We start from the raw sequence: 26,277 nt of genomic DNA, 5'->3' as shown, positions 1-26,277 counted from the left end.
GCAACGGGCGGGCGGCGGGCGCACCCGGTTTTCGCGGGGCCCGCGCTGGGCGTACGGGAGCTCACCCGGACGGCCCGTCGCGCTGGTGGGGGGCCTGGGCCGGTGGTGCCGTAGGAGCACGACCCGGCCCCCAGGAGGCAGCCCGATGACCCGTGCCCGCACCCTCCTCGCCTCCGCCCTGTCGGTCTCGGTCCTGGTGATCACGGCGGCCTGCGCGGCCCACGAACGGGAGGTGCCGCGCGCTCTGCCCCAGGGGGTGTCCGAGCCGCCCGCCGCGGCCTCGCCCTCCCCGTCGGCGTCGCCCTCCGCGGTGACCGGGCGGTCCTCACCCGTGCTGAACGACGAGCAGCTGAAAGCCGCGCTGATCACCGAGACGGACCTGGGCCGGCCGTGGGCCGCCGCGGAAGGGCCCGCGCTGTGGCGGGACGGCACGCTGAAGGCCACCACGGACGACGGCGACTGCAGGCGGCTGCTGGAGATCCTCTACACGGAGGAGCCGTTCGGCGCCCCGTCGGGGCCGCGCGCCTCGGTCACCCTCGACGACACCGCCGAGGGCAGCCAGCTGCGCGAACAGATCGGCTCCCACCGGCCGGACGACGTGGAGCGCGCACTGGCCTGGCTGGCCACGCTGCCGGAGAAGTGCGGGACCTTCCGCGCGAAGACCGCGCGGTCCGGCACGCAGGAGGTCGAGGTGACGGAGCTGCCGCTGCCGGAGACCGCCGGGGACGCCCGCACCGCGCTGCGGGTCACGCTGACCGGCGGCGAACGCGGCACCGCCCCGGCCCGGCTCACCGTGGACCTCGCGGCGGCCCGCGTCGGCGAGGAAGCGATCGTCCTCACCAACGGCGGGTTCGGCGAGGTACGGGCGGAGGTCACCCAGGCGATGTCCCAGCTCGGCGCGGACCGCCTGGCGGAGGTGGCGCGGCAGGGGCGGCTGCGGGTGTGAGGAGCGCCGGCGGCGCGACCGGGGCCCGTGGGCGCCTCCCCCGTCCGCCCACGGCACGCGGTCCGGCCAGCCTGTGGCACGGAGGGCGGCCGGGCTGCTCGACCAACGCCGCCAAAACCCGCGGAGCCGGAAAAACCCAGCCCTGCTCACCAACGGCACACCCCGGCAAGGGCACGGCACGCAGGTGGCGATCGCTCGTCAGGCGCTCCCTGGATCTGTGGGCCCGTCCTTCGCCCACCCGCGGCACCCGCGCCCCGGCCGACGCACGGCGCACCAGGCGGCGACGACTCGTCCCGCACCCCTTGGGCGCGGGGCAGTGGGGACCTCCTCCACACCCCCGCGACACCCGCCCCGGCCGGCGCACGGCGCGGAAGGCGGGCGGCAGGTGATCCGGCGCATCCGGAATACAAGAAGGCCGCGGAACCGCGGGGTTCAGCTCATCGCGTCGACCGCCTGCTTGGCCTCCAGCAGGCCCGCGCCCGTGGACTCGCGGTAGAGCTTGACCGCCTGGACCTGCTTGCCGTCCCGGACCAGGGCGAGGATCTCGTCCTTCCTCGGCACCTCCTCCTCCAGGCCCAGGTGCCGCATGACCGTGTCGAGTTTGCGCTCCACCCGGGCGACGCGGCGGTCGGAGCGGGTCAGCTGGGTCTGGATCGAGGCCACGCCGAGGACGACGACGCAGGTGCAGAAGAGGATGGCTATGTCCATGAGCGCAAAGCCTAGGACGTCCACGGCAGTTGGTCACCGGGCCGGTTGATCAGGGCGTGTCGAAGCGGCGCCGGCGGGCGACCACGTCGACGGCCGCCTCCAGCACGGTGCGGTCGTGCGCGAAGGCGTCCCCGCGCAGCCGCGCCAGGGCCTCGTCGGCGCCCACGCCGAGCTGGGCCATGATCATGCCGACCGCCTGGTGCACCCGGTCGTGGTCGGCGGCCAGCCCGCCGAGCCAGCCCTCGCCGGCGTCCCGCGTGTCGTACGGCAGATCGGTCAGCGCGACGGTCATCACGCCGGCCACCAGCAGGGCCACGTGCAGCTGGTGCGCGGTGAGGCTCCCGGGGGAGGCGCTGTAGAGGTCGAGGGTGCCGACGCAGACGGCTTTGGAGCCGAGGGGCAGCGCGTACACGGCGCGCACGCCGGAGCCCAGCGCCTGCTGCGTGAACACGGGCCAGCGGTCGCCGCAGGCGCCCTCCACCAGGTCGCGGGCGAGAACGGGCGCACCGGTGCGCAGCACGTGGTGGCAGGGGCCGTCGCCGAGGGTGGCCTGGAGCTGCGCCAGCCGCGCGGCGCCGCCGCCGGACGCGGCGAGCTGGAGGGGCATGCTGTCGCCGCGCAGCGACACGGAGGCGCCGTCCACGGGCAGCAGGTCCACGGCCACCGCGCACAGCCGCCCCGGCGCCTCGGCCGGCCCGGCCCCGCGCAGCCCCGCCGCGATGGCCCCGACCGCGTGCTCGTACTCCCCGCCGTCCCGCCCACCCCCCGGGCCGTCCCCGGGCAGCACACCGACCACATCCCCTCACCAGCAGAAACGCGGACCGACTACCCGAGGCGGGGGACGTGAAACCGAGCGGGGGCCGGGCCGGCCTCCGGGGGCGCCGCGGGCACGGGCGGGGCGCCGGCCCGGGACGTCGCCGGGGGGGCATCGGCGCGACGGCAGAGGTGGGGGGCCGGGGGCGCCGCGGGTACGGGCGGGGCGCCGGCCCGGGACGTCGCCGGGGGGCATCGGCGCGACAGCAGGGGTCGCGGCCGGAGTCGGCCCCGGAGCCCCATGCCCGGCACGCCGCCACTCGCCGGCACCCCCGTGGAGGCCGCGTGGCCCGTCGGCGGGGAGGGCGGCTCCCGTCCCCTACCCCCTCCCTTCACACGGGCGGCTGCGCCGGCGCGGGCCCCAGGGTCGTCGTGCCCGGGGCCGTGCGGTGGCCCAGGCCTGTGCGGTAGGCGTCCAGGGCCGCCTCCACGCGGCCCGTGCGGCGGAGGAGGTCGCCGAGGAGGCGGCACAGGTCGGCCAGGTCGCCCGCCGCTCCCGCGCGTTCCAGCAGGCTGAGCGCGCGCACATAGTGCTCCTCCGCCTGCTCTGTGTCGCGGGCGTCCTCCGCGATGATGCCGAGCAGCCGGTGCGCGGCCGCCGCGTGCACCGCGCCCCGCTCGGGCGAGAGCCCGCCCAGCACGTCCCGCAGCAGCTCCGCCGCCTCCTCGGACCGCCCGCGCCGGTGCAGCACGTCGGCCAGTTCGACGGTGAGCTGGCTGGTGTACAGGGTCGCCCGGGCCGCGGACAGCATGTGCAGCGCCTCCCGCATCTCCGCCTCGGCCCGCTCCAGTTCGCCGTTCTGCGCGTACACGTACCCGCGCATCCAGTGGCAGTTGGCCAGCTCGGTGCGCAGTTGCAGCCCCCGGTACAGCTCGGCCGCCTTGGCCAGCGACGCGTCCGCCTCCGCGAGGCGGCCCTCGGCGAGCAGGGTGCGGGCCACCGATCGGTGCATGCGCGCCACCAGCGCCGGGTCGCCCGACTGCGGGGCCAGCGCCAGCGCGAACTCCGCGGCCTGCGCGGCCCGTGCGTGCGCGCCCATGTCCATGTACGGCCCGATGACGCTGGCGTACAGCAGGAGCAGCGCGTCCGGGTCGTGCAGGCCGCCCCGGTTCAGCTCGTCGATCGTGCTCTCCAGCAGGTACACCGCGTACCGCAGCTCCCCCGCGAGATAGTGCGCCACGGCCCGGCCGCGCAGCGCCGGCACCCGCGCGGGCAGCGGCGCGTCCGCGAGCCGCGCCTCCGCCTTCTCGAAGTACCGCTGTCCGTCGGCGAGTTCGCCGGTGTCCAGGGCGCACTCCCCGAGCCCGAGCAGCGCGGCGGCCTGCTCCTGGGGCAGTCCCTGCGCCTCCGCCTCGGCCAGCAGCGCCGTGTACTGCTCCACCGCCGGCTCCGCCTCCCCGACGGCGAGGGCGCGCTGCGCCTCGGTCAGCCGCAGCCGCAGTTCGGTCACCCGGCGCGCCGAACGCCCGGTCGCCAGTTCGTCGAACTCGACTCCGAGCCGCTCGGCGAGATGCCGCAGCGCCTCGTCGGAGGGGCGCACCCGGCCGGCCTCCAGGGTGGAGATGTAGGCGGGGGTGTACACCGGCTCTGCCAGCTGTTTCTGTGTCAGGCCGCGGCCCACGCGCAGCTGCTGCACCCGCCGCCCGATCGTGCCCGGCTCGTCCCGCTCCCCCATGCCAACTCCCCCAGTGCCCCTTGCCGTTCGCGTCGGACAGCCTCTAGGTTAAACCGCGAGTTAAACCCGCTTAACCCGTCGCTGTTGCGAGGTCGCCGTGCTGCAACGCACCCGCCCCACCGAGCGTTATGCCCGTGGCTTCATCGCGGCTCTCGCCGCGGTCGCGGCGCTGGTCCTGGCGGCGAACGCGGGCCCGGCCAAGGCCGCCGGCCAGGACGCCGGCTCCCGGACCACCGCACCGGCGGGGGTGGAGGCCGCGGAGCGGTAGGGCGGCACCCGTGGCGGAACCTCACCCCGGCAGGGCTCTGCGCAGCGCCTCGTCCAGGCGCCGCGCCAGCTCGTCCTCGTCGGCCGAGCCCGTCTCGACGAGCGGTCCGAGCTGCGTGATCATCGTCTGCGTGAAGGCGCCGTAGAGCGGTGTCCTCGGGCGGTGCACGGCCCGCTCCAGCGCCTTCTTGAGCTTCTCGTCGGAGAGCCCGGGACGTCCCCCGTCCCCGCGCGGCACCTCGTCGGGCTCCCCCGTCGGGGACGGCACGGGCGCGGCGGAGATCTCCGCGGGGCACCGCAGCGAACGGCCGTAGGCCGAGTCACGACTCGCCGCGAACCCGGCCTCCAGCAGGCAGCGTTCGCTCTGCCGCCCGGTGAGGAAACGGATCAGCTCGGTCGCCTTCCGCGCCCGCTCCGACGTCGTGGTCACCGCCAGGTTCTGCCCGCCGAGCACCGCCCGCCCGGGCAGCGGCGCCACCCCCAGCCGCTTCCCGAAGGCCTGGTACAGCGTCGGGTAGGCGGAGGGCCAGGCGCGCAGGAAGGCCGTGCGCCCCGCGGTGAACTCGCTGGTCGACTCCGTCTCGTCGTGCTTCTTCGCATCGGGGGAGATGTACGCCGGGTCGACGCGGCGTACGAGTTCCCGCACGCCCCGCCGCAGCTGCTCCACGTCCCCCGTGTAGCGGCCGTCCTCGTCCACCAGCCTCAGGCCGGGCACCGCCGTGGCGAACGCCTCCATCGCGTTGACCGTGCGGCCCTCGTACGGGTCGAGCTGGGTGGTCCAGCCGTTGGCGAAGTCGTCGGCGCCGAGCTTCTTGTCCAGCGTGGTGATGTGCCCGCGCAGCTGCTCCCAGGTGAAGCCCTCCGGGACGTACGGCTCCTCGACACCCGCCTTCCGCAGCAGGTCGGCCCGGTAGTACAACAGGCCGACGTCGCTGTTGAACGGCACCGCGTAGACCTTCCCGTCCCACCGGGCGGTCTCCGCGACCGGATCGATCACGTCCGCGTCCACGAGGTCGTCCGGCAGCGCCCGCACCAGACCGGCCTCCGCGAACTCCGGCACCCAGGTCACGTCCAGGTTCACCACGTCGTACCGGGCGCTGCCGGACTGCAGGGCGCCCAGCAGCTGGCTGCGCTGCTCGTCGGCGCTGCCCGGCAGCTCCACCAGCCGCGCCTGGTAGGGGTCCGACCCCTCGGCCTTCTTCCTCTGCTCCCGGTTCCACGCGTCGATGAGCCGCTGCCGCACGCCGTTGCTGCCGGTGACGTCCCGGCCGCTGGCCACGACGATGGTGCCGGGCTTCTCCTCGCCGGCCCGGTCGGGCGTCGTGTCCCCGCCGCCCGTGCAGGCGGCGAGCAGCAACAGCGGTGCGAGCAGCGCGGTGAGCCGTCGCGGCATCAGTCGTCCCCCGTTCCGATGCGGGCGATCTCGTCGTGCAGGGAGGCGCCCACGTCGTCCCCCGCGTCCAGGCAGCGTCCGCCGCTCACCTCGGCGATCCGCCGGTCCGGGCGGCCCTCGTCACAGCCTCCGCTTCCCAGCACGGCCACGGTCACCGGCACCCCGCTCGCCTCGGCCCGGTCCAGCACCTCCACCAGCCGTCCGCCCTCCAGGTTCTCGCCGTGCCGGCCGTCGGTGATGTGCACGATCATCCGGGGCCGGCCGTCGTCCCTCCGGTCCTCCATCTCGTCGAACGCCGCGAGCAGCGCCGCGTGCGGGTCGGCCGAGGCGTCGCGCACCCTGGCCCGCTCGTCGACGGCCTCCTCGGCGTCCTTCCGCCCGTGCCTGCCGAACCCCAGCAGCGTCTCGTACGGGCCGTCGCCGGTGTCGGCGACCGCCCAGACGCCGTACTCGTCGTCGGGGCCCAGACCGCCCAGCGTCTGCCGCAGCAGCCCGGGGCCGCCGCTCGGCCCCTGCCACAGGCCGGCCATCGAACCGGAGCTGTCCAGCAGGAACAGCACCCGGCCGGGACCGCCGTACGCCTGGTAGGCACTCAGGGCCTGCTCCATCTCGTCCCGCCCGGCCGACTCGTCGAGCGGGCTCGGCGCGTACGACACGCCCTCGACCTCCTGGTCCTTGTCGAGCGGCTCCCCGGTGCCGGGGTGGCGGAAGCCCTGTCGTGCGAACACCTCGCGGCCTTCCGTACCGGCCAGCCAGTCGCGGAAGGAGGCCACCGCCGCGTCCCGGGCCGTGTCGCCGTCCTCGCCGTCCTCGCCGTCGGCGTCGTCCCAGCGCACCCGCACGAGCACCGGGTCCATGCCGGGCACGTCGGCGGGGTACAGGGCCGTGCGCGAGGTACGGGTGTTGTCCTTGCAGTCGACCCCGCTGACGAGGAGGAACTCCGGTACGAGCGCGGCGGTGCGGTCGTCCACGGCGTCGTCCTCGGGCAGCGCGCACAGCAGGTCGCCGGCCGTGGGGGAGGGCGGTCCCGGCTGCCGGACCAGGCTCTCCCCCCGGGCCACCGAGAGCGTGTCACCGTACAGGCCGACGGTGGCGAGCAGTCCGGAGTCGGTGAACTCGGGGTCGGGGCGGCGCACGGCCGCGTTCTCGGCGCGCGCGGTCAGAGCCTCGATCATCTCGGTCAGGGGCCGTCCGGTGATGTCGTCCAGCGGCTCGGGGGCGAGGCGGTCGGGCACGGCGAGCACGACGGGGGAGTGGGCGAGGGGCGACTCCTCCGGCTCCAGTTCCGCGACGGCGTCCGTGTCCTGCTCCTCCAGCACCCGGTCGGCCTCGGCGCGGGAGGCGGGGATCCACACGTCGGGCTGCGGCCCGATGTCGCGCTGGGGGTTGACCTCGGCGCCCTCGGGCTCCTGCCAGGCGTCCGTGTGCCGGCGCAGCGCCTCGACCACGTCGGAGGACCCGGCGCTGTAGACGGTGATGCCGGTGCGCCGGCAGCCTGCCTCGGTGGTGTCGGCGCCGGAGGTGAGATAGGCGTCGGCGGCCAGGCGGAAGGTGTCCTCCAGGTCCGGGTCGGTCAGCACGCGCAGTTCGAGCGGCGGTGCGCAGTGGGTGTCGTCCCCGCCGGCCAGGCCCAGCGGCCCGTACAGACCCACGCCGAGCATGCCGAGGGCGACCAGCATGGGCACGGCGAGCCGGAACAGGACGCGCCGGGACGGCCCCTTCCCCCCGTCCGCGCCCCGCCGGGCGTGCTCACGCCGCCGGGCACGGGACCACTTCGCCGCCAGGGCGCGCGGGCGCCGCCACAACGCCGCCGTCCACGCGGGCAGCCGGCGGCGGGGACGCGGGGAGGGGTCCGGCGCGGCGGGCGCGGGGTCCGGGTTGTCCGGTGACAGCAGCGGAACCTGCGGGCCCTTCCTCCCCAGCGTCATCTCGGCGCCCGCGTCGGCGCGCAGCTGCGGCTCCCAGGGTTCGTTGCGCAGGGTGCGGCGCTTCTGCTCGGCCATGCGCCGGCGCAGCAGGGCGGCGAGCCGGGAGACGGTCGTGCCGCCCTCCTCGCCCAGCAGCCGGGCCAGGTTCTCCGTGTACGGCGTGGGGGTGGCCGGATCGCCCGCGTCGATACGGTGGTTGGCCTGCACGCTCATCAGCAGCACGACGCGCCGCTTGTCCTCGAAGTGCTCCCACACCCGCGCCGCGTTGCCCGCGAAGCAGCAGTCGAGGACCACCACGATGCGCTCCGCGCGGCTCGTGGCCAGCACCGTCCCCATCAGGTCGCTGAACGACACGGCGGCGTTGAACACCGTGTGCTCGCCGGCGAACACCTGGGCGTCGCGCAGCTGCAGATACAGCTCGTCGCCCCCGCTGGGGATCGCCCCGTGCCCCGCGAAGTAGACCAGCAGCAGCCCGCGGGCCTCCCTGGCGACCCGTTGCAGCTCCCGCGCCGCCTCGGCGAAGTCGGGCGAACACAGCGGAACGATGTCCCCGTCGGCGAACACCCCCGCACGCACCAGCGCCCGGCGCAGCACGGGCACGTTGTTCCGGACGGCCTCCAGCTTGCCCGGCACCCCGTGCGGTGGGTCCGTCCAGCGGTAGTCGGACACACCGATCAGCAGCGCCCGGTCCATCGGGTCCCCCGCGTCCTCAGGCTGCACCGGCCTACCCGTCGTCGCGGTTCACCGGTTCGACTCTGCCCTGCGGCGGTTCGCCGTCCTCGACCTGGCGGCGGTTCTCCCGCCAGGCCCGCAACCCGTTCCTGACCTGCTCCAGCAGCTCCTGGAAGACCACGGTCGCGCCCGCCGACGTGACGGCGATGACGATCTCCTGACTCGTCCCCATCGGCGCGCCGCCGCGGTCGGCGGCGGGCCGCTCGAAGAGCCGCAGCCTCCCGTCCCGCAACAGGTCGTCCAGCGGCTTCTCCCGCTCCAGCCAGTTGCGCAGGGCGGTGACGTCGCCCTCTGTCGCACTCCCGTCCAGCCGTATGCAGATGTCCCGGTCGGCCACTTGGTCCCCCTCAGCCATAACTCCCCATCATGGCACCGCGGTCGCCCCCTGGGGAGGGTCCGTGCGCAGGTGCCCTGCGGGCACCGCCCCGCGCCCCTGCACCTCACGCAGCCGGCGCCGCACATGCTCCACGGCCCCCTCCCGGCGCCCCGGCACCCGGCTCCTCAACTCCACCAGGCGCAAGCCCAGTTCACGCACCCGCACCGGGTCGTCCACCCGGCCCCACTGGTGGTGGGCGCGGTCGACGGCCGCCTCCACGGCGGGCGCGTCGGACGGCTGCCCGGCGGCCAGCCGGGTGCCCGCCAGCGCCATCCACGCACCGCAGCTGCGCGCCGCGTCGCCCGCCAGCATCGCCAGGTCCGCGCGGACCTCGGTCCAGTGCAGCGCCTCCTCCGACACCGGTCCGTGCGCCATCCCCGCCGCCTGCTCGAGGCGTGCGGCCAGCGCGTCCGCCTCCGCGTGCCGCCCGCCCGCACGGCCGCCGTGACCGCCGCGTGCGGGTCGCCCGGCAGCGGTCCGCGCTGCGCCAGCACCAGGTCGGCGCCCGCGCCCTCCGGCGCGATCCGCTCCAGCGTCCGCTGGTGCAGCTCCTCGTCCGGCAGCCGCCGCCCGCTGCGCAGCAGCGTCGCCAGCGCCTTCATGTACGCGGGCGCCGCCACCGCGCGCCGCGACGGCGGCGGGGCGACGCGACCGTAGACGGCGGCGTCACGGCCGCAGTCCAGCGGGAACGGCCGGCCCGGCGCGGGCGGCTCGCACAGCGCCCGCCAGGTGTCCGCGTCGGCGCGCAGATCGAGGAACAGCGTCGTCGTGCCGGCCGGGCGCAGCCGCAGCTCGTCCCGGAACCAGTGCCAGGGCAATGCCGTGTACCGCACGGTCGCCGGGGTGGTGCGGGCCAGCGCCAGATGCGGCAGCCGCTGCCTGCGGTCCAGGCGCAGCTCCCCCGCCACGTACACGGTGAGCGGGCCGGGCGCCGCGGCCGCCGCGCGCAGCCGGGTCAGCACCGCCTGCGGCTCCAGCGGGTCGGCCAGCTCCACGACGTTCGCGGTGTCCGCCCCGGACAGCACCGACGGGGGCACCGCCGCGAGCACGGGGAGCACGGACGCGGCGTCCACCAGCCGTCCACGGCCCAGCGGCGACGCCGCCAGCAGCAGCACGGTCCCGGGCATGGTCCCCTCCCCCTGTCGATCACCTACGGCAGCACCGTAACCGCTGCGGTCGCAAACGGGGGCGTCACAGCGGTGAACGTCCCCCTTCGCGGCGTTCGGCCCCCGTGCCCCTGCCGCGCCGCACCGCGAACACCGTGGTGTCGTCCGCCAGATGCCCCCGGCAGTGCCGCAGCGTCCCGTCCCGGACGACCAGCACCAGCCTGTCGGGGGCCATCAGCCCCGGGTCGGCGGCCACCGCCCGCCGCACCTCTTCCGCGACCTGGAAGAAGTGGCCCTCCCGGTCCCGGGCCTCCGTCACCCCGTCCGTCACCACCAGCAGCGTCTCGTCCAGGTCCAGACGCACCCGCCGCACCGGAGGCGCGTTGGGCGTCAGGTCGCGGTAGCCGAGCGGCAGCCCCCCGGCCACCGGCAGCCGCCGCACCCCCGACGCGCTCACCGCCAGCGGGGGTTCGTGACCGAAGACGACGGTGTCGACGGCGTCGTCCTCGTCCGCGGGGAACGAGAGCAGCACCGCCGTGGCGAACCGGCCGCCGTCCGCGCGGCCGAGCGCGGTCGTGTACTCACGGTGGCGCACCATCCGCGCCTCCAGCCGGTCGGCGACCACCGCCAGGTCCGCCTCGTGGAAACCCGCCTCGCGGAACGTGCCGAGCAGCACCGCCGCCGTCTCCACCGCGCCAAGACCCTTGCCCTGCACGTCCCCGACGAAGACGCGGGTGCCGTGCGGTCCCGGCTGGATGTCGTAGAAGTCGCCGCCGACCCGCGCCTGGGCGTCGGCCGTGAGATACACGCCCGCGTGCTCCAGGCCGCCCCAGCCCGGCGGCAGCGGGCGCAGCACCGTGCGCCGCACCGTGTCGGTCACGTCCCGCATGTGCAGCGCCCGCCGCTCGCCGCGCACCCGCACCACGCACGCCAGCGTGGCGAGGACGCCGCCGAGGGCGACCAGGATGAAGTCGGGCAGGCCCGCCTGGAACTGGTGCGGCCAGGCGCTGTCGACGACCGTGTACGCGGCCATCGACAGCACCGCGAACACCGCCGTGCCCCACACCCCGCACAGCGCGGCCGCGATGCCCGGCACCAGCACGATCCAGGAGATGATCCGGAACTCGCCTGTGGTGTTGTAGTCGGCCACCGCGATCGCCACGAGCAGCAGCAGCGGCGGCACCCAGGCCACGCTGCGGCCCCCTACGCGCAGCAGTTTCTGCCGCTCCATGACGTCGCCCGGGCCGGCCGCGGGGTACGGCTCGAGGGGGGCGTGTCCTGTCGTGGCCGGACTCACGGCCCCAGCGAAACACGCGGCCGAGGCGGCCGCATCCCCTCCCACCGGGGCTTCCTCCAGGCGATCGAGTTGCCGCCCGGGCGCGGCAGGTGTGCCCTGGATGAACGGGGGACGGAGGAAGGAGTGCTCCCATGGCGCATGCGGCGCCCCGGAACCGGGGCATGATCGAACAGGGCCGCACCACCGACGTCTTCGACGCCCGCACCCATCGCATGGCCCGGTTCGTCCTGCCGGTCCTCGCGGGGCTGGTCTACGGCTACTGGGCCGCGGCGAACCGCCGCTACGGCGGCCCCGTCACCGGCTGGAACCTGCTGTTCGGCTTCCTCACCGCGCTCGTCTTCGCCGTCGTCCTCATCACGCTGCTCACGGTCGGCCCGAAACTCCGCCGCGAACTCCACGCCCTGTCCTGGGCCGCCTTCGCCGGTATCGCGGCCGGCTTCCTTCTCAGCCAGTCCGGCACCAGCGTCTATCGCTGCGCGGCGCTGGGGGTGGGGGTGATGGCGGGCACGTTCGCGATCATGTTCTACCGCTTCTACACGAAGGAGGACGCGGAGGGGCACCGCCTGGAGTGAGGCGGTTTCCTTCTTGGCACGGGGTGCGTGGACGGGGGCGGGCGGGGTGACCCGCCCCCGGGGTTCGGCGCGCGGGACGCCGGGTGCGGCCCGTCGGGGGCCGGTCGCGCAGTTCCCCGCGCCCCCCGTTCGGGGCGCGCCGACGGCACCTCTGCAGCGCGCCTCGCCTGCACCCCGCGGCTCACGGGGTGCCTCGCCCTGTCGTACGCCGGGTGCGGCCTGTCGGGGGCCGGTCGCGCAGTTCCCCGCGCCCCTTCGGGGCACACCCCCCTGCACCCCGCGGCTCACCGGGCGCCCCGCCCTCTCACACGCCGGGCACGGCCCGTCCGAGGCCGGTCGCGCAGTTCCCCGCGCCCCTACGGGGCACACCTCCCCTGCACCCCGCGGCTCACCGGGCGCCCCGCCCTCTCACACGCCGGGCACGGCCCGTCCGAGGCCGGTCGCGCAGTTCCCCGCGCCCCTACGGGGCACACCTCCCCTGCACCCCGCGGCTCACCGGGCGCCCCGCCCTCTCACACGCCGGGCACGGCCCGTCCGGAGCCGGTCGCGCAGTTCCCCGCGCCCCTACGGGGCACACCTCCCCTGCACCCCGCGGCTCACCGGGCGCCCCGCCCTCTCACACGCCGGGCACGGCCCGTCCGGAGCCGGTCGCGCAGTTCCCCGCGCCCCCCGTTCGGGGGTGCACCGCTCGCGTCCGGTCAGGCGCGCCTGTTGCCTGAGGAGGTGGGTTCGAGAACCGGGAAACGGCACGTAAGGGACGGCGTCGCGGCGCTGTGCATCGCCCTCGCCTGCCTCCTCACCCCCCTCGCCCTCCTCGCCACCTGGGCCACCCACGACCTCGCCGACACCGGACGCTACGTCCGCACCGTCACCCCGCTGGCAAGCGACCCCGCCGTCCGCGAGGCCGTCGCGGCCGCCGTGGGCGACGCGGTCGTACGCGAACTGGAAACCCGCACCGCAGGCGACGCCGCCGTCGCCCCGTTCGTCCGCGACGCCATCGACTCGTTCACCCGTACGGCCGCATTCCGCACCGCCTGGGAGGCAGGCAACCGCGCCCTCCACGACGCCGTGCTGCACGCCCTCCGCGACGACGCGCCCACCGCCGGCCCCGTCACCGTCGACCTCGCCCCCGTCACCACCCAGGTCAAGCAGCGGCTCGAAGCCGACCACATGCCCTACGCCCACCGCATCCCCGTCGAACACACCGCGATCCCCGTGGTCCCCGCCGAGGAGGTGGCCGGACTCCGCCAGGGCTACCGCGCGCTCGACGCCGCCGCCTTCTGGCTGCCCCTCACCGCCGCCGCCCTCGCCGTCACCGGCGTCGCGGTCGCCGCGTCCCGCCGCCGCACACTCACCGCGACCGGTCTCGGCACCGCGCTGGGCGGCGCGCTGCTCGCCGTGGCGGTGGCGGCCGGACGCCGGCTGACCCTGGCCGACCTCTCGGACGACGTCCACCGCCCGGCGGCGGGGGCGGTCTACGACGCGCTGACGGCCACGCTGCGCACGGCATCGTGGATCCTCCTCGCCGTGGGCGTCGCGGTGGCCCTGACCTGCTGGCTCACGGGCCGCCCCGCCCTCCGCCGCAGACGCCCCGCACCCGCCCCGCCCATCACCGCACAGCCCCCGGCGCCCGCCGCCAACCGGGGATAGACGCGCTGCGGAGGCACCCTCAGGGGCGCGGGGAACCGCGCGACCGGCCCCCGCCGGCCCGCACCCGGCGTACGACGGAGAAAACGGCGGTGCGGGCCGCCTTCGTGACAGAGGACGACCCGCACCTGACAAGCCCCGCGCAGCGGATCAGCGCCCCGACTTCTCCAGCGCCTTCTCCGCCTTGGCGAGCGCCGCGGCGAACCCGTTGGCCCACAGCTGGTTCACCCGCGACCGCTCCGTCGAGTTCGGGTAGGCGTTGGTGCAGGACGGGCCGGGGCCTCCGCCGGACATCAGCTCGCTGCACGGACCGGAGTAGTTGTCCGGCAGCCCCAGCACATGACCGGTCTCGTGCGCGGTGACCCGCGTCGAGTTGTAGGTCTGGTTCTGGGCGTAGTCCAGGAAGATGTAGCCGCTTCCGTGGCCGTTGGTCGACGCGTACGAACCACGCGAGTCGTTGCCCTCGTAGTACGCGAAGTCGGCGCCGGAGGTGCCCGCCTGCAGTCTCACGTTGGAGACCGAGCTGTTCCAGATCGAGGCGCTCTGGGCTATCTGGCTCGCGAACGTCGGCGCCTGGGAGGCGTTGTAGACGACGGTGACGGCGGCGGCGCCGGTGGGGTCGGCGGCGCGCTTCTCGGCGACGGACTTCAGCACGGCCTCGAAGAACGCGCGGTTGGCCGCGGCCTCCTCGGACGAACCGGCGTACGCGGCGTACGAGTCGGCGGGGGCGAGGGGGGCCTCGGCGGCGCCGGCCGGGGCGGCGCCCAGACCGAGCGCGGTCAGGCTCAGACCGGCCGCGGACAGCACGGACAGGGGCATGCGCAGGCGCATGGATGACTCCTTAGGTGGGGGGTGAGTCACGTCACCGGTGAGTGTCCGCGCCTGTGCGGCGGCTGTGATGATGGCAACCGGTGATAGGACCGGGCTATCGCCACGGTCCGGCCATGTGCCGCACGCCTCCCGGATCCAGGTGTCGCAGACGCCCGACTACGCCTGCACAGGCGGGGTTTGGGTGTCTGGTGAAACCTGAACTTCCCGCTTACCCTCCCAGGACATGGAGCTTGAGGTCCGGCACCTCAGGGCGCTGTGCGCGATCGCCGACACGGGCAGCCTGCACCGGGCCGCACGCCAGCTCGGCGTGGCCCAGCCCTCGTTGAGCACGCAGCTGCGGCGCATCGAACAGGAGCTGGGCGGTGCCCTGTTCGTCCGCGCGCGCACGGGCTGCCGTCCCACCCCCCTGGGCCGGCTGGTGCTCAGCCGCGCCCGCCCCCTCGTCACCGAGCTGCGTTCCCTGGTCACCGAGGCCCGCGCCGCCGCCCTCGGCGGCCGTCAGCTGCGCATCGGCTCCACCGCGAGCCGCGCGCTGGCCGGCTGGCTGCGCCGCCTGCGCCGGCACTGGCAGGAACCCACCCTGCACATGGACGTCTCCGCCAACGCCCTGCTGCGCATGGTCGCCGACGGCCAGCTCGACGTGGCGTTCGTGCACGAGGTGGAGGGCTGCCCGCTGCGCGTGCCCGACGGGCTGCGCACCCGCGTCCTCATCGCCCGCGAGCCGCAGTTCGTTTCCCTGCCCGCCGACCACCCTGCCGCGGCCCGCCCGGTCGTCCACCTCTCCGACCTGGCCCACGACCGCTGGATGATCGACCCGGCCGTCGACGGCGAGTGGGACGCGGTACGGCGGATGCTGCGCGAGGCGGGGATCGACCCGCCCGTGCTGCACGGCGACTACCACACGGCCGCGTCCCTGGTCGCGATCGGCGAGGTCGTCACCGTCTGCCAGCCGACCTCCCCCTCCCGCCCCGACACGGCCGTCCGCCGCATCGCCGGCGACCCGCTGGGCGTACGGCTGCTGCTGGCGGCGCGTACGGACACGGAACTGGAGGGCGTCTACCCGCACCTGGCGGATGCCTACCAGGAGGTCGCCCGGCAGGCGCCCGCGTACCGGGAGTGGCTGGAGGAGCTGGTGCCGGGGGCGTGAGCACCCCCGGCACGGACCGGCCCTGCGTCAGACGCCGATGTCCCGCCCGTCCGCGCGCCACACCGCGACGACCGCCGGCCGGACGTACGAGCCGGGACCGTCGGGCCAGGCGCTCGCGGGCCGCGCCACGGTCGCCCCGTCCACCTCGCCCGGGTGCTGCACGGCCACCAGCACCCGCCGGTCCTGGACGACGGGACCGCAGGTCTCGGCGCCCGTCGGCACGGTCAGGAACTGCTTCAGCTCACCGCGCCGCTCCCCGCGCGTGGCGACGCCGAAGAGACCGTCGTGCGAGCCGAGGGCGCTGCCGTCGGTGGAGATCCACAGGTTGCCGTGCGCGTCGAAGGCGACGTTGTCCGGGCAGGAGATCGGGCTGACGGCGTCCTTCGGAAAGCCGGCGAAGTACGTCGCCGGGTCCTCCGGGTCGCCCGCGACCAGGAACAGCGACCAGGCGAAGCGGGTGCTCTCCGGCCGGTCGAGGCGCTCGGTGAGCTCCAGGACGTGGCCGTGCTTGTTGGCGTGGCGCGGGTTGGCCTCGTCCGCCCTGGGGTTGGCGCCCACACCCCGGTTGGAGTTGTTGGTGAGTGCGACGTACACCTTGCCGGTGACGGGGTTCGGCTCGATGTCCTCGGGCCGGTCCATCTTGGTGGCGCCGGCCTTGTCGCCCGCGAGGCGCGTGAAGACGAAGACCTCCTCGGCGGTCATGCCCTCCACGTGCGAGACGGCTCCGTGCGCGGTGGCGGTGGCCAGCGGGATCCACTCGCCGCTGCCGTCGAACTCGCCGTCCTCCGGCAGCTTGCCGGTGCCGTCGATGTCGACGGCGGGGGAGTCACCGGTGAGCTTGGCGACGTAGAGGGTGCCCTCGTCGAGCAGCGACAGGTTGTGCTCGCGCACGGCGCGGCCGCTGCCGTGCCGCATCCGCTTGCTGCTCACGAACTTGTAGAAGTAGTCGAACCGCTCGTCGTCGCCCGAGTAGACGACCGGCCGCCCGTCGTGCGTCAGCCGCACGGTCGCCGCCTCGTGCTTGAACCGGCCGAGCGCGGTGTGCTTGCGGGGCGTGGAGTCCGGGTCGTACGGGTCGAGTTCGACGACCCAGCCGAAGCGGTGCACCTCGTTCGGCTCCTGCGCGAGGTCGAACCGCTTGTCGAACCGCTCCCACTTGCGCTCGGTCGCGCCGGTTCCGATCCCGTACCGCTTGTCGGTGGCGCTGCTGCCGTTGGCGAAGTACTGGTTGAAGTTCTCCTCGCCGTGCAGGGTGGTGCCCCACGGGGTGGTGCCGCCGGAGCAGTTGTTGAGGGTGCCGCGCACGCGGGTCCCGGTCGGGTCGGCGGAGGTCCTCACCAAGTCGGACCCGGCGACGGGACCGGTGAGCCGGAACTCCGAGGTGGCGGTGAGCCGCCGGTTGAGGTGGTGCCGTCCGACGGCGGTGAGCCGGCCGCTCCGGTGCTCCTCCTCCACGGCGACGACCGCGAGACCGTGCGCGGCCCAGGCGATCTCCACCTGCTCACGGGTCGGGTTCTCCGGGTCGTAGTCCCGGAACATCAGGATCTCGTCGGTGTACTCGTGGTTGGCGACCAGCAACTGCCGGTTCCGCTCGCCCTTCAGGGGCAGCAGCGCCAGGAAGTCGCAGTTGTACCCGAACTGTCCGGCCTGCGCCTTCGCGCTCTGCCGCTCCGGGTCGAAGGCGGGCGCGCCGCGCAGGATGGGCTCGCCCCAGCGGATGACGACGTTCTGCCGGTAGCCGTCCGGCACGGTGACGGCGTCCCGGGTGTTGGGCGGGACGGGGGTGAAGCGGAGGCCGCGCGCGCCCTTCCGCGGCCGCGGGCTCCGTTTCGCGGCGGCGGCCGCTTCCGCCTCCGGCGCGGCGGCGAGGCCGGCCGAACCGGCGCCCGCAGCCGCCACGGTGACGACGGCGGCGGCGCGCATCATCGAACGGCGGCTGAGGGCGCCGGCGACGACGTCGCCGGCGTACTCGTTGTCGCTGGTGTTGGGCACCTCGTGGAAGCAGGCGTCACCACACCGGAAACGACAGGTCAGGGCGGACCGGCCGCCGGGGTGCGAACCGGACGGCGTTCCGATCAACGGCAGCAGCTTGCGCACGTGTTCTCTCCTTGGCGTGCCCGTGGTGTCAGCGCGACCGTAGGAGCCCACGGGTGCGGTGACCGGGCGCGGGAGTGAACGACGGGTGAACCCGGAACGGCATCACGGACGTACGCCGGAGCGGAACGTCGACCCCACACAGGCCGGATCACGCCCTTGACAGATACGATCCCGCACATCCCACCCTGCCCAAGATCGCCCCCAAGGGCCGCTAACCTTACGTGTCCGTCCTGGCCAGGGTTTGACGGGCATCAACTCACGCGAAGGGTTGCGCACATGGGCATTCTCACTCTCCTGCGGAACGCGTTCGGCCGGTCACGGAAAGCGAGGTCCGCCGAAGCGGAGGGTGCGGCGCCGGCCGCCGAGGCGACGGAAACGTCCGCTCCGACGACGCCCGACCCGGCCGCGACGCCGACGGTCCCGGAACAGCGCGAAAGCGACGAGCACGACCTGGTGAGGTCGGCCTTCGACAAGGTGGAGGTCCCCCGGCCCGCCGAGTCGTCGGAGACGAAGGCGACGACGCCGGAGCCGGAGCCGGTTCCGACGCCGGAGGCGGAGACGGCTCCTGCCGAGGCGGAGGCGCCCGAGGCGCCCGAGGCGGCCGCGGCGGCCGCGGAGCCGGCTCCGACGCGCGAGGCCGAGGCAGCCCCCGAGCCGGAGACGGCCCCCGCCGGGCCGGAGGCGCCCGAGGCGGAAGCGACGCCCGCGGCCCCGGAGCCGACGGCTGGGTCGAAGCCCGGGCCCACCACCCCGGAGCCGGCCCCGGCGCCTGAGGCCGAGACAGCCCCCGAGCCGGAGGCGCCCGAGGCCGCAACGGAGCCGAAGGCCGAAGAGCCCGAGACCGACCCGGCCCCCGCCCCGGAGCCGACACCCGAGGCGACTCCGGAGCCGGAGGCCGAGGCCGAGCCGGAGCCGACCCCGGAGCCGGAGGCAGCCGCAGAGCCCGAGCCCAAGGCTGAGGCGCCCGCTGCTCCGAAGGCCGAGGCCGAGCCGGAAGCAGAGCAGGAGGTGAAGCCGGAACCGACCCCGGAACCCGAGGCCGAGGCCGAGCCGGAAGCAGCCCCGGAACCGGAGGCCGGCGCCGAGCCTGACGCCGAGACCAAGGCCGAGGCGACCACCGAGCCGAAGCCGGAGGCGACGGCCGAGGTGAAGCCGGAACCGGCCCCGGAGCCCGAGACCAAGCCCGAGGCCGCCGCCGAGCCGGAAGCCGAGACACAGTCGGAAGCCGTGACGCAGCCGGAGGCGGCCGCCGAGGCCGAGGCGGCTGCCGACCCGGAGGCGGAAACCACGCCGTCGCCGGAGGCGACTCCCGCGGCCGCCGACGGCGAGCAGGCCCCACAGGGGCCACCCGCACCCGACAACGAGACCCGCACGGGTGGTGCGGGTGAGAACGAAAAGGCGGCCGAAGGCGAAGCCGAGGCCGCACCCCCCGCGCCCGGCGGCCCCGCCACCCCCGCCTCCGCCCTCCGCGACACCACCCTCACCACCGCCTACAAGGCAGCCGGCGCCGTCCTCGCGGACAACAACCTCACCGGCGCCCGCGCCAAGATCCACCTCGTCCTCGACCGCTCCGCGTCAATGCGGCCGTACTACAAGGACGGCTCCGCCCAGGCCCTCGCCGAGCAGACCCTCGCCCTGGCCGCGCACCTGGACCCCGAGGCCACGCTCCACGTGACCTTCTTCTCCACCGAGCTGGACGGCACCGGCGAGCTGACCCTCACCGACCACGAGAACAAGATCGACGAGCTGCACGCGGGCCTCGGCCGGATGGGCCGTACCAGCTACCACGCGGCCGTCGAGGCCGTCCTCGAGCAGCACGCGAAGGAGCCCGCCGGCACCCCCGCCCTGGTGATCTTCCAGACGGACGGCGCCCCCGACGCGAAGACCCCGGCCACCAAGGCCCTCACCGAGGCCGCGGAGAACCACCCCGACGTGTTCTTCTCCTTCGTCGCCTTCGGCGAGCACGACAACAAGGCGTTCGACTACCTCCGCAAGCTCAAGACGGACAACACGGCCTTCTTCCACGCGGGCCCCACGCCGCGCGAGCTCACGGACAAGGAGCTGTACGAGGGCGTCCTGGCGAACTGGCGCCCGTAGGAATCACCACGCTCGCCACCCGGGGGGTGGACGGGGAGGCACGGACGGGAACCCGTCCGCCACCCCCGTCCACCCCCCGAAACGCGTGTGAGTCGATCTCCCCGGGACCAGTAGGATTTCGACCATGGCGGCCACTGGATCAGAGAAGCAGGGGGCGAAGGCGTACTACGTCACGACCCCCATCTACTACGTCAACGACGCTCCTCACCTGGGCCACGCCTACACGACCGTCGCAGGCGACGTGCTCACCCGCTGGCACCGCCAGCGTGGCGAGAAGGTGTGGTACCTCACCGGCACGGACGAGCACGGTCAGAAGATCATGCGCACGGCCGAGGCGAACGGGGTCACCCCGCAGGCCTGGGCCGACAAGCTCGTCACGGAGGCCTGGCAGCCCCTGTGGGAGCACCTCGGCATCGCGAACGACGACTTCATCCGCACCACGCAGAAGCGGCACACCGACCGCGTCCAGGAGTTCGTGCAGGACCTGCACGACAAGGGCGAGATCTACAAGGGCGGCTACGAGGGCCCGTACTGCGTGGGCTGCGAGGAGTACAAGCTCCCCGGCGAGCTGCTCGACGGCGAGGGCGAGTACGCCGGCCAGAAGCTGTGCTCCATCCACAAGAAGCCGGTGGAGATCCTCAGCGAGGAGAACTACTTCTTCAAGCTCAGCGAGTACAGCGAGAAGCTCCTCGCGCACTACGAGGCCAACCCGGGCTTCATCCAGCCCGAGTCCGCGCGCAACGAGGTCGTGAACTTCGTGCGCCAGGGCCTGCAGGACCTCTCCATCTCGCGCTCGACGTTCGACTGGGGCGTCAAGGTCCCGTGGGACGACAAGCACGTGATCTACGTGTGGGTCGACGCGCTGCTGAACTACGCGACGGCGGTCGGCTACAACGAGAACCCGGAGAAGTTCGAGTCGACGTTCCCCGCCGACGTGCACCTGGTGGGCAAGGACATCCTGCGCTTCCACGCGATCATCTGGCCGGCCATGCTGATGGCGCAGGGCCTCCCGCTGCCCGGGAAGGTCGCCGCGAACGGCTGGCTGATGGTCGGCGGCGAGAAGATGAGCAAGTCCAACCTGACCGGCATCAAGCCGCAGGACCTGACCTCGCACTTCGGCGTGGACGCGTACCGCTGGTACTTTCTGCGCGCGATCGCGTTCGGCCAGGACGGCTCGTTCTCCTGGGAGGACTTCTCCGCCCGCTACACCAGCGAGCTGGCGAACGACTACGGCAACCTCGCCTCCCGCGTGGCGGCGATGGTCGGCAAGTACTTCGGCGGTGAGCTGCCGGCCGCGACGGCCGACGGCGACGCGGAGAAGGCGATCCACGAGGGCCTGGCGAAGGCCGTCGCGGAGGCCGACCGGAAGATCGGCGAGGAGCTGGACTTCCAGGGCGGCATCCTGGCGGTGTTCGACTTCGTGAAGCAGGTGAACGGCTACATCACCGAGCAGGAGCCCTGGAAGGTCGCCAAGGACGACTCGCCGGAGGGCAAGGCCCGCCTGGCGACGATCCTCTACACGGCCGCGGAGTCGCTCCGCGCGGTGGCGGTCCTCCTCAACCCGGTGATGCCGGAGACGTCCCGGAAGCTGTGGGACTCCCTCGGCGCGGAGCCCACCCTGGGCGCCCTCGCCGACCAGAAGGTCCAGGAGGCCGGCACCTGGGGCCTCCTCCCGGCCGGCTCCACGGTCACCAAGGGCGCGGTCCTCTTCCCCCGCCTGGAGGAGAAGCCGGCCGCGTAACGCGCACCACGCACGCCGAAAGGCCCGGGAACCTCTCGTTCCCGGGCCTTTCGCTGTCGCGCGCCGCTGCCGGTGGTGTCACCAAGGCAGAGGGCCGTTGCGGTCGCTGAAGGTGCCCGTGGGCCCGTCAGGCCCGACCGTCGCCATACGGACGATGATCTCCGCGCCCTCCTCGACGCTCTGCGTGCCGGTGTTGCCGTTGAGGTCGGTCCTGGTGAAGCCCGGCTCCACGGCGTTGACCCGGAAGTCCGGCAGCGCCTTGGCGTACTGCACCGTGATCATGTTGACCGCGGCCTTGGACGCCGGGTAGGCGATCGCCGGGTAGAAGTGCGCGAACGACTCGGGGTCGGAGAGCCGGGTCAGGGACGCCAGGCCGCTGCTGACGTTCACGACGACCGGCGCGGCCGACCGGCGCAGCAGCGGCAGGAAGGCGTGGGTGACCCGGACGACGCCGAAGACGTTCGTCTCGAAGGCGGCGCGCATCTCCTCGACGGTGGTGTCCTCGCCCCTGGGGATCGCGTTGCCCTCGCCGCGGGGCTCGATGCCGGCGTTGTTGACCAGGACGTCGAGTCCGCCCTCGGCCTCGACGGTCTTCACGGCGGCTTCCACGGAGGCGTCGTCGGTGACGTCGAGCTGCACGAAACGGGCCCCGATGCGCTCGGCGGCCCGACGGCCCCGCTCGGCATCCCGGGCGCCGACCCAGACGGTGTGACCCGCCTCGACGAGACGGCGGGCGGTTTCGAATCCGAGGCCCTTGTTGGCCCCGGTGATCAGTGTGGTGGTCATGGCTCCACCGTCGCTCCGTCATGCCGGGTCAGCCAGGCGATTCCTTTTCCTGGGACTCGCGGTACCAGGCACGCGACGTCGCCGCGCGGTTCACTGGAGACATGGCGACGACGGAGCTGGGACGGGCGCTGCGCCGCTGGCGCGACCGGGTCGCCCCGCGGTCGGCCGGTCTGCCGGAGGGCGGACGGCGGCGGGCGGCGGGGCTGCGGCGGGAGGAGCTGGCCATGCTGGCCGGCATCTCGGTCGACTACATCGTCCGCCTCGAACAGGGCCGCGCGAGCAGCCCCTCGTCCCAGGTCGTCGAGGCGCTGGCCCGCGCCCTGCGGCTGGACCCGGACGAACGCGCCCACCTGTTCCTGCTGGCAGGGCTCGCCCCTCCCGGGCCGGAGACGGTGCCCTGCTATCTCACGCCCAGCGTGCAGCGGCTCCTCGACCGCCTCGTCGACACCCCGGTCGTCGTCCTGGACGCGGCGATGACCCTGCTGGTGGCCAACCGGATGTACGCGGCGCTGATGGGCGACCCGTCCGGACAGCGCGGTTTCGCTCGCAACCGGGTCTGGAACCACTTCCTGGGCCCGCCCGGCCGGGTCCGGCACACGCCCAAGGAGCGGCGGGAGTTCGAGACCAGCCTGGTCAGCGAGCTGCGGTCCGTGGCCGGCCGCTACCCGGCCGACCCGCGGCTGCGCGAACTGATCGACGAACTGCGGGCGCGCAGCGACCGGTTCGACGAGCTGTGGGACTCGGGCGCGGTGGGCCGTGTGGAGTCCTCCGTCAAGACGATCGACCACCCCGACGTGGGCCCGCTGACGCTGGACTGCGATGTGCTGCGCGTGGACACCAACGACCTGCGCATTCTCGTGTACTCGGCGGAACCGGGCAGCGAGGCCGCGGAGAAGCTCCGTCTGCTGTCGGTCCTGGGCACGCAGTCGCTCACGCCGCACGGTCCCGCGTAACACGCGCGCTACAGGACGGCCCCGGGAGAACACGACGCTTCTCCCGGGGCCGCACGCTTTGCGAAGATCGCGTCAAGGACGACCGACCACATGTGGGGGGACCACACACCATGGCACTCTTCGGCAACGCGCACACCGTCGACCCGGCCAAGGCCCAGCAGGACTACGCCCGGCTCCTGGGCCACGGCGAGCAGGTGCACGCGGCGTTCCTGCTGATACGCGACACGATCCTGTTCACGGACCGCCGCCTGATCCTCGTCGACAAGCAGGGCATCACCGGCAAGAAGACGGAGTACCACTCGATCCCGTACCGCAGCATCTCCCACTTCGCGGTGGAGACCGCGGGCCACTTCGACCTCGACGCCGAACTCAAGATCTGGATCTCCAGCTCCCCGACCCCGATCCAGAAGACCTTCACGAAGGGCGTCGACATCTACGAGGTCCAGGCGATCCTCACCCAGTTCGTGGCCCGCTGACCGGCGGGAACGTTTTTTCCACCCTCGAACGGGTGAACGTGCCCGCACACCAGCCGACTCGGGACCATGAGCGCCCTACCGTGCCGCTCATGGTCACCGCCACACACGAGGCCTCCCACCGGCGCCGTGTGCCGCGACCCTTCGACGGCCGCGTGGGCCATGGGCCCCTTCGAGTGCTCGGTCGGCCCCTGGACGACGCAGGTCACCCGGCCCTTCGTGCTGGGACCGCAAACGGTCCCGGAGGTCACCGACGAGGCGGTGGTGGCCCAGCAGCCGGCCCTCGCCGCCCTCTCGGCCATCGTGCACAGCCAGAGCAAGCGATCCGCGGCCATACTGGAAGCGGTCGCCCGCGGACTCGTGTCCTTCGAGCCGGACGTCACGAGGTACTGGTTCGAAGTCGTGGAAGTCGGGCTGGAGTCCACTTCGGCCAAGGCAAGTTGGAGGAAGTTGATGCAGAACGTCGTCACCCACTTCCCGGGACACGGAACGCTCTTCGAGGAGAAGTACCTCGAGGGAAGAGCGGAAGGGAAGGCGGAAGGCAAGGCGGAAGCCATCCTGCACGCGCTGAGGGTGCGTGGGATCGCCGTCTCGGACGAGGTGCGTGAGCGCATCACCACCTGCACCGACCTCGACACCCTCACCACCTGGTTCGACCGCTCCCTGACGGTCTCCAGGGCCGAGGGCCTCTTCGCCGACGAGACGCCTGCACCCTGAGGTGCCGTCGGCGGCAACAGGAAAGGCCCGGAACCGACCAGGTTCCGGGCCCTTTCCTCACGCCACGAACTACTTCGGCTGCGGCTTCCGCACCGACAGGTGCAGTTCCTTCAGCCGGGACTCCTCCAGCTCCGTCGGGGCGCCCATCATCAGGTCCTGGGCGTTGCCGTTGAGCGGGAAGGCGATCGTCTCGCGGATGTTCGGCTCGTCGGCGAGGAGCATCACGATGCGGTCCACGCCGGGGGCGATGCCGCCGTGCGGCGGGGCGCCGAAGCGGAACGCGCGGAGCATGCCGGCGAACTTCTCCTCGACCGTCTCGCGGTCGTAGCCCGCGATCTCGAACGCCTTGAGCATGATGTCCGGCTCGTGGTTCCGGATCGCGCCCGATGACAGCTCGACGCCGTTGCAGACGATGTCGTACTGCCAGCCCAGGATGTCCAGCGGGTCCTGGGTCTCCAGGGCCTCCAGGCCGCCCTGCGGCATCGAGAAGGGGTTGTGCGAGAAGTCGATCTTCCCGGTCTCCTCGTCCTTCTCGTACATCGGGAAGTCGACGATCCAGCAGAAGCGGAAGACGTTCTCCTCGAAGTGGCCGGCGCGCTTGGCGGCCTCGACCCGCACCGCGCCCATGATCTTCGAGACCTCGTCGAACTCACCCGCGCCGAAGAACACCGCGTGGCCCGGGGCCAGCGCCAGCCGCTTCGTCAGCTCCGCGACGTTCTCCTCGGTGAGGAACTTCGCGATCGGGCCGGACAGCGAGCCGTCCTCGCCGACGCGCACCCACGCCAGGCCCTTCGCGCCCTGGGAGACCGCGTAGTCGCCGAGCTGGTCGAAGAACTTGCGGGGCTGGCCGGAGACGTCCGGCACCGGCAGCGCACGCACGTGCTTGCCGGCGAACGCCTTGAACTCCGAGCCCTCGAAGATGTCGGTGATGTCGACCAGTTCGAGCTGGGCACGCAGGTCAGGCTTGTCCGAGCCGTACTTCAGCATCGCCTCGCGGAACGGGATCCGCGGGAACGGCGACGTGACGTGGCGGCCGTTGCCGAACTCCTCGAACAGCTCGGTCATGAGCTTCTCGATCGGCTGGAAGACGTCCTCCTGCTCGACGAAGCTCATCTCGACGTCGAGCTGGTAGAACTCGCCCGGCGAGCGGTCCGCGCGGGCGTCCTCGTCACGGAAGCAGGGCGCGATCTGGAAGTAGCGGTCGAAGCCCGAGATCATCAGCAGCTGCTTGAACTGCTGCGGCGCCTGCGGCAGCGCGTAGAACTTGCCGGGGTGCAGCCGGGACGGGACCACGAAGTCGCGCGCGCCCTCGGGGGAGGTCGCGGACAGGATCGGCGTGGTCATCTCGTTGAAGCCCAGCGCGGTCATCTTGTGGCGGATCGCCGAGATGACCTGCGTGCGCAGCATGATGTTGCGGTGCATGCGCTCGCGGCGCAGGTCGAGGAAGCGGTACTCCAGGCGCCGCTCCTCGTTGACACCGTCCTCGGTGTTGATGGTGAAGGGCAGCGGGGCCGCCTCGCCCAGCACCTCGACCTCGGAGACCTCGACCTCGATCTCACCGGTCGGCAGGTCGGGGTTGACGTTCTCCGTACCGCGCGAGACGACCTTGCCGTCGACGCGGACCACGGTCTCCTTGGAGAGCTTGTCGAGCGCCTCGTACGCCGCGGTGCCCGGGCGGGCCACCAGCTGGGTGATCCCGTAGTGATCGCGCAGATCGATGAAAAGGATGCCGCCCAGGTCGCGCCGATTGTGCAGCCAGCCACTCAGCCGGACGTCGGTGCCGACGTCAGAGGCGCGGAGCTCGCCGCAGGTGTGGGACCTGTACCGATGCATCGTCGTTCATCCAGCCTTCGCGGATCGGGGTCGTTGTTTCACGTGAAACTCCCCCCAAGCCTACCGGCCAGGCCAAGATCGCTGCTCCGCCCTTTTCCGGGCGCCGAACCGGCGCTCCGCCCGGGGTCCGGAAACGACATG

At 73.5% G+C, this 26,277-nt stretch carries 21 protein-coding genes and 1 pseudogene; 10 read left to right on the top strand and 12 right to left on the bottom strand.

Annotation, left to right across the window (positions count from 1 at the left end):
- Nucleotides 1–145 precede the first annotated feature (145 nt).
- Nucleotides 146–946: a hypothetical protein gene (locus AY578_RS16835; protein WP_019525881.1), complete on the top strand. Its 801-nt coding sequence runs from the start codon at nt 146–148 to the stop codon at nt 944–946.
- Between the two features lie 432 nt (nt 947–1,378).
- Here AY578_RS16835 and AY578_RS16830 read toward each other — a convergent pair whose 3' ends face one another.
- The 3 genes from AY578_RS16830 to AY578_RS16820 form a co-directional block, all read right to left on the bottom strand.
- Complete coding sequence (locus AY578_RS16830) at nt 1,379–1,654, bottom strand: hypothetical protein (RefSeq protein WP_019525882.1); 276 nt, start codon at nt 1,652–1,654, stop codon at nt 1,379–1,381.
- A gap of 49 nt (nt 1,655–1,703) precedes the next feature.
- Complete coding sequence (locus tag AY578_RS16825) at nt 1,704–2,450, bottom strand: GAF and ANTAR domain-containing protein (RefSeq protein WP_019525883.1); 747 nt, start codon at nt 2,448–2,450, stop codon at nt 1,704–1,706.
- A gap of 349 nt (nt 2,451–2,799) precedes the next feature.
- Nucleotides 2,800–4,143 carry a helix-turn-helix domain-containing protein gene (locus tag AY578_RS16820; RefSeq protein WP_019525884.1) on the bottom strand — a complete coding sequence of 448 codons (1,344 nt, stop codon included), beginning with the start codon at nt 4,141–4,143 and terminating at the stop codon, nt 2,800–2,802.
- A 97-nt stretch (nt 4,144–4,240) separates the two neighbouring features.
- On the opposite strand from AY578_RS16820, the gene AY578_RS16815 reads away from it, so the two are divergent.
- Entirely contained in the window at nt 4,241–4,411 is a 171-nt protein-coding gene (locus AY578_RS16815; RefSeq protein ID WP_019525885.1) for a hypothetical protein, read from the top strand.
- A gap of 21 nt (nt 4,412–4,432) precedes the next feature.
- On the opposite strand, the gene AY578_RS16810 is transcribed toward AY578_RS16815, so the two are convergent.
- The 5 genes and pseudogenes from AY578_RS16810 to AY578_RS16790 form a co-directional block, all read right to left on the bottom strand.
- Nucleotides 4,433–5,803 carry an extracellular solute-binding protein gene (locus tag AY578_RS16810; protein WP_019525886.1) on the bottom strand — a complete coding sequence of 457 codons (1,371 nt, stop codon included), beginning with the start codon at nt 5,801–5,803 and terminating at the stop codon, nt 4,433–4,435.
- A complete protein-coding gene (locus AY578_RS16805; protein WP_337590516.1) occupies nt 5,803–8,451 on the bottom strand; it encodes a vWA domain-containing protein in 2,649 nt (882 codons plus the stop codon). Before AY578_RS16805 ends, AY578_RS16810 begins: the two co-directional genes overlap by 1 nt.
- A 4-nt stretch (nt 8,452–8,455) precedes the next feature.
- Nucleotides 8,456–8,818: a hypothetical protein gene (locus AY578_RS16800; protein WP_202415862.1), complete on the bottom strand. Its 363-nt coding sequence runs from the start codon at nt 8,816–8,818 to the stop codon at nt 8,456–8,458.
- 9 nt (nt 8,819–8,827) lie between these two features.
- Nucleotides 8,828–9,966, bottom strand: a pseudogene (locus AY578_RS16795) (hypothetical protein).
- Between the two features lie 64 nt (nt 9,967–10,030).
- The gene (locus tag AY578_RS16790) at nt 10,031–11,242 is read right to left on the bottom strand and encodes a PP2C family protein-serine/threonine phosphatase (RefSeq protein WP_028959584.1); all 1,212 of its coding nucleotides are present in this window, start codon (nt 11,240–11,242) and stop codon (nt 10,031–10,033) included.
- A gap of 131 nt (nt 11,243–11,373) precedes the next feature.
- On the opposite strand from AY578_RS16790, the gene AY578_RS16785 reads away from it, so the two are divergent.
- Both AY578_RS16785 and AY578_RS16780 read left to right on the top strand, forming a co-directional pair.
- Nucleotides 11,374–11,814 carry a hypothetical protein gene (locus tag AY578_RS16785; RefSeq protein WP_161108894.1) on the top strand — a complete coding sequence of 147 codons (441 nt, stop codon included), beginning with the start codon at nt 11,374–11,376 and terminating at the stop codon, nt 11,812–11,814.
- 723 nt (nt 11,815–12,537) lie between these two features.
- Nucleotides 12,538–13,464 carry a hypothetical protein gene (locus AY578_RS16780; protein ID WP_028960809.1) on the top strand — a complete coding sequence of 309 codons (927 nt, stop codon included), beginning with the start codon at nt 12,538–12,540 and terminating at the stop codon, nt 13,462–13,464.
- Nucleotides 13,465–13,611: 147 nt separating this feature from the next.
- On the opposite strand, the gene snpA is transcribed toward AY578_RS16780, so the two are convergent.
- The gene (gene snpA / locus AY578_RS16775; RefSeq protein WP_019525893.1) at nt 13,612–14,292 is read right to left on the bottom strand and encodes a snapalysin; all 681 of its coding nucleotides are present in this window, start codon (nt 14,290–14,292) and stop codon (nt 13,612–13,614) included.
- A gap of 223 nt (nt 14,293–14,515) precedes the next feature.
- Here snpA and AY578_RS16770 point away from each other — a divergent pair, with 223 nt between their 5' ends.
- A complete protein-coding gene (locus AY578_RS16770; RefSeq protein WP_019525894.1) occupies nt 14,516–15,439 on the top strand; it encodes a LysR family transcriptional regulator in 924 nt (307 codons plus the stop codon).
- Between the two features lie 27 nt (nt 15,440–15,466).
- On the opposite strand, the gene AY578_RS16765 is transcribed toward AY578_RS16770, so the two are convergent.
- Nucleotides 15,467–17,536 carry a PhoX family protein gene (locus AY578_RS16765; protein ID WP_028960810.1) on the bottom strand — a complete coding sequence of 690 codons (2,070 nt, stop codon included), beginning with the start codon at nt 17,534–17,536 and terminating at the stop codon, nt 15,467–15,469.
- Between the two features lie 276 nt (nt 17,537–17,812).
- On the opposite strand from AY578_RS16765, the gene AY578_RS16760 reads away from it, so the two are divergent.
- Together AY578_RS16760 and metG are read left to right on the top strand one after the other, a co-directional pair.
- Nucleotides 17,813–19,633: a VWA domain-containing protein gene (locus AY578_RS16760; protein ID WP_258902899.1), complete on the top strand. Its 1,821-nt coding sequence runs from the start codon at nt 17,813–17,815 to the stop codon at nt 19,631–19,633.
- Nucleotides 19,634–19,757: 124 nt separating this feature from the next.
- Nucleotides 19,758–21,374 carry a methionine--tRNA ligase gene (gene metG, locus AY578_RS16755; RefSeq protein ID WP_258902898.1) on the top strand — a complete coding sequence of 539 codons (1,617 nt, stop codon included), beginning with the start codon at nt 19,758–19,760 and terminating at the stop codon, nt 21,372–21,374.
- Nucleotides 21,375–21,452: 78 nt separating this feature from the next.
- On the opposite strand, the gene AY578_RS16750 is transcribed toward metG, so the two are convergent.
- Nucleotides 21,453–22,160, bottom strand: coding sequence for an SDR family oxidoreductase (locus AY578_RS16750; protein ID WP_028960813.1), 708 nt, complete (start codon nt 22,158–22,160; stop codon nt 21,453–21,455).
- 101 nt (nt 22,161–22,261) lie between these two features.
- On the opposite strand from AY578_RS16750, the gene AY578_RS16745 reads away from it, so the two are divergent.
- From AY578_RS16745 to AY578_RS16735, 3 genes are all read left to right on the top strand, one after another.
- Nucleotides 22,262–23,113, top strand: coding sequence for a helix-turn-helix transcriptional regulator (locus AY578_RS16745; RefSeq protein WP_019525899.1), 852 nt, complete (start codon nt 22,262–22,264; stop codon nt 23,111–23,113).
- A gap of 110 nt (nt 23,114–23,223) precedes the next feature.
- Entirely contained in the window at nt 23,224–23,589 is a 366-nt protein-coding gene (locus AY578_RS16740; protein WP_019525900.1) for a PH domain-containing protein, read from the top strand.
- A 126-nt stretch (nt 23,590–23,715) separates the two neighbouring features.
- The gene (locus AY578_RS16735; RefSeq protein WP_199781971.1) at nt 23,716–24,303 is read left to right on the top strand and encodes a hypothetical protein; all 588 of its coding nucleotides are present in this window, start codon (nt 23,716–23,718) and stop codon (nt 24,301–24,303) included.
- Nucleotides 24,304–24,372: 69 nt separating this feature from the next.
- Here AY578_RS16735 and aspS read toward each other — a convergent pair whose 3' ends face one another.
- On the bottom strand, nt 24,373–26,136 hold the full coding sequence (aspS, locus tag AY578_RS16730; RefSeq protein WP_019525902.1) for an aspartate--tRNA ligase: 1,764 nt from the start codon (nt 26,134–26,136) through the stop codon (nt 24,373–24,375).
- Nucleotides 26,137–26,277: the final 141 nt, after the last annotated feature.

The sequence above is a fragment of the Streptomyces thermocarboxydus genome, assembly GCF_024760485.1.
Taxonomy (GTDB): domain Bacteria; phylum Actinomycetota; class Actinomycetes; order Streptomycetales; family Streptomycetaceae; genus Streptomyces; species Streptomyces cellulosae.
Note: the sequence above shows the minus strand (reverse complement) of the source record. Positions and strands in the feature narration are given on the sequence as shown.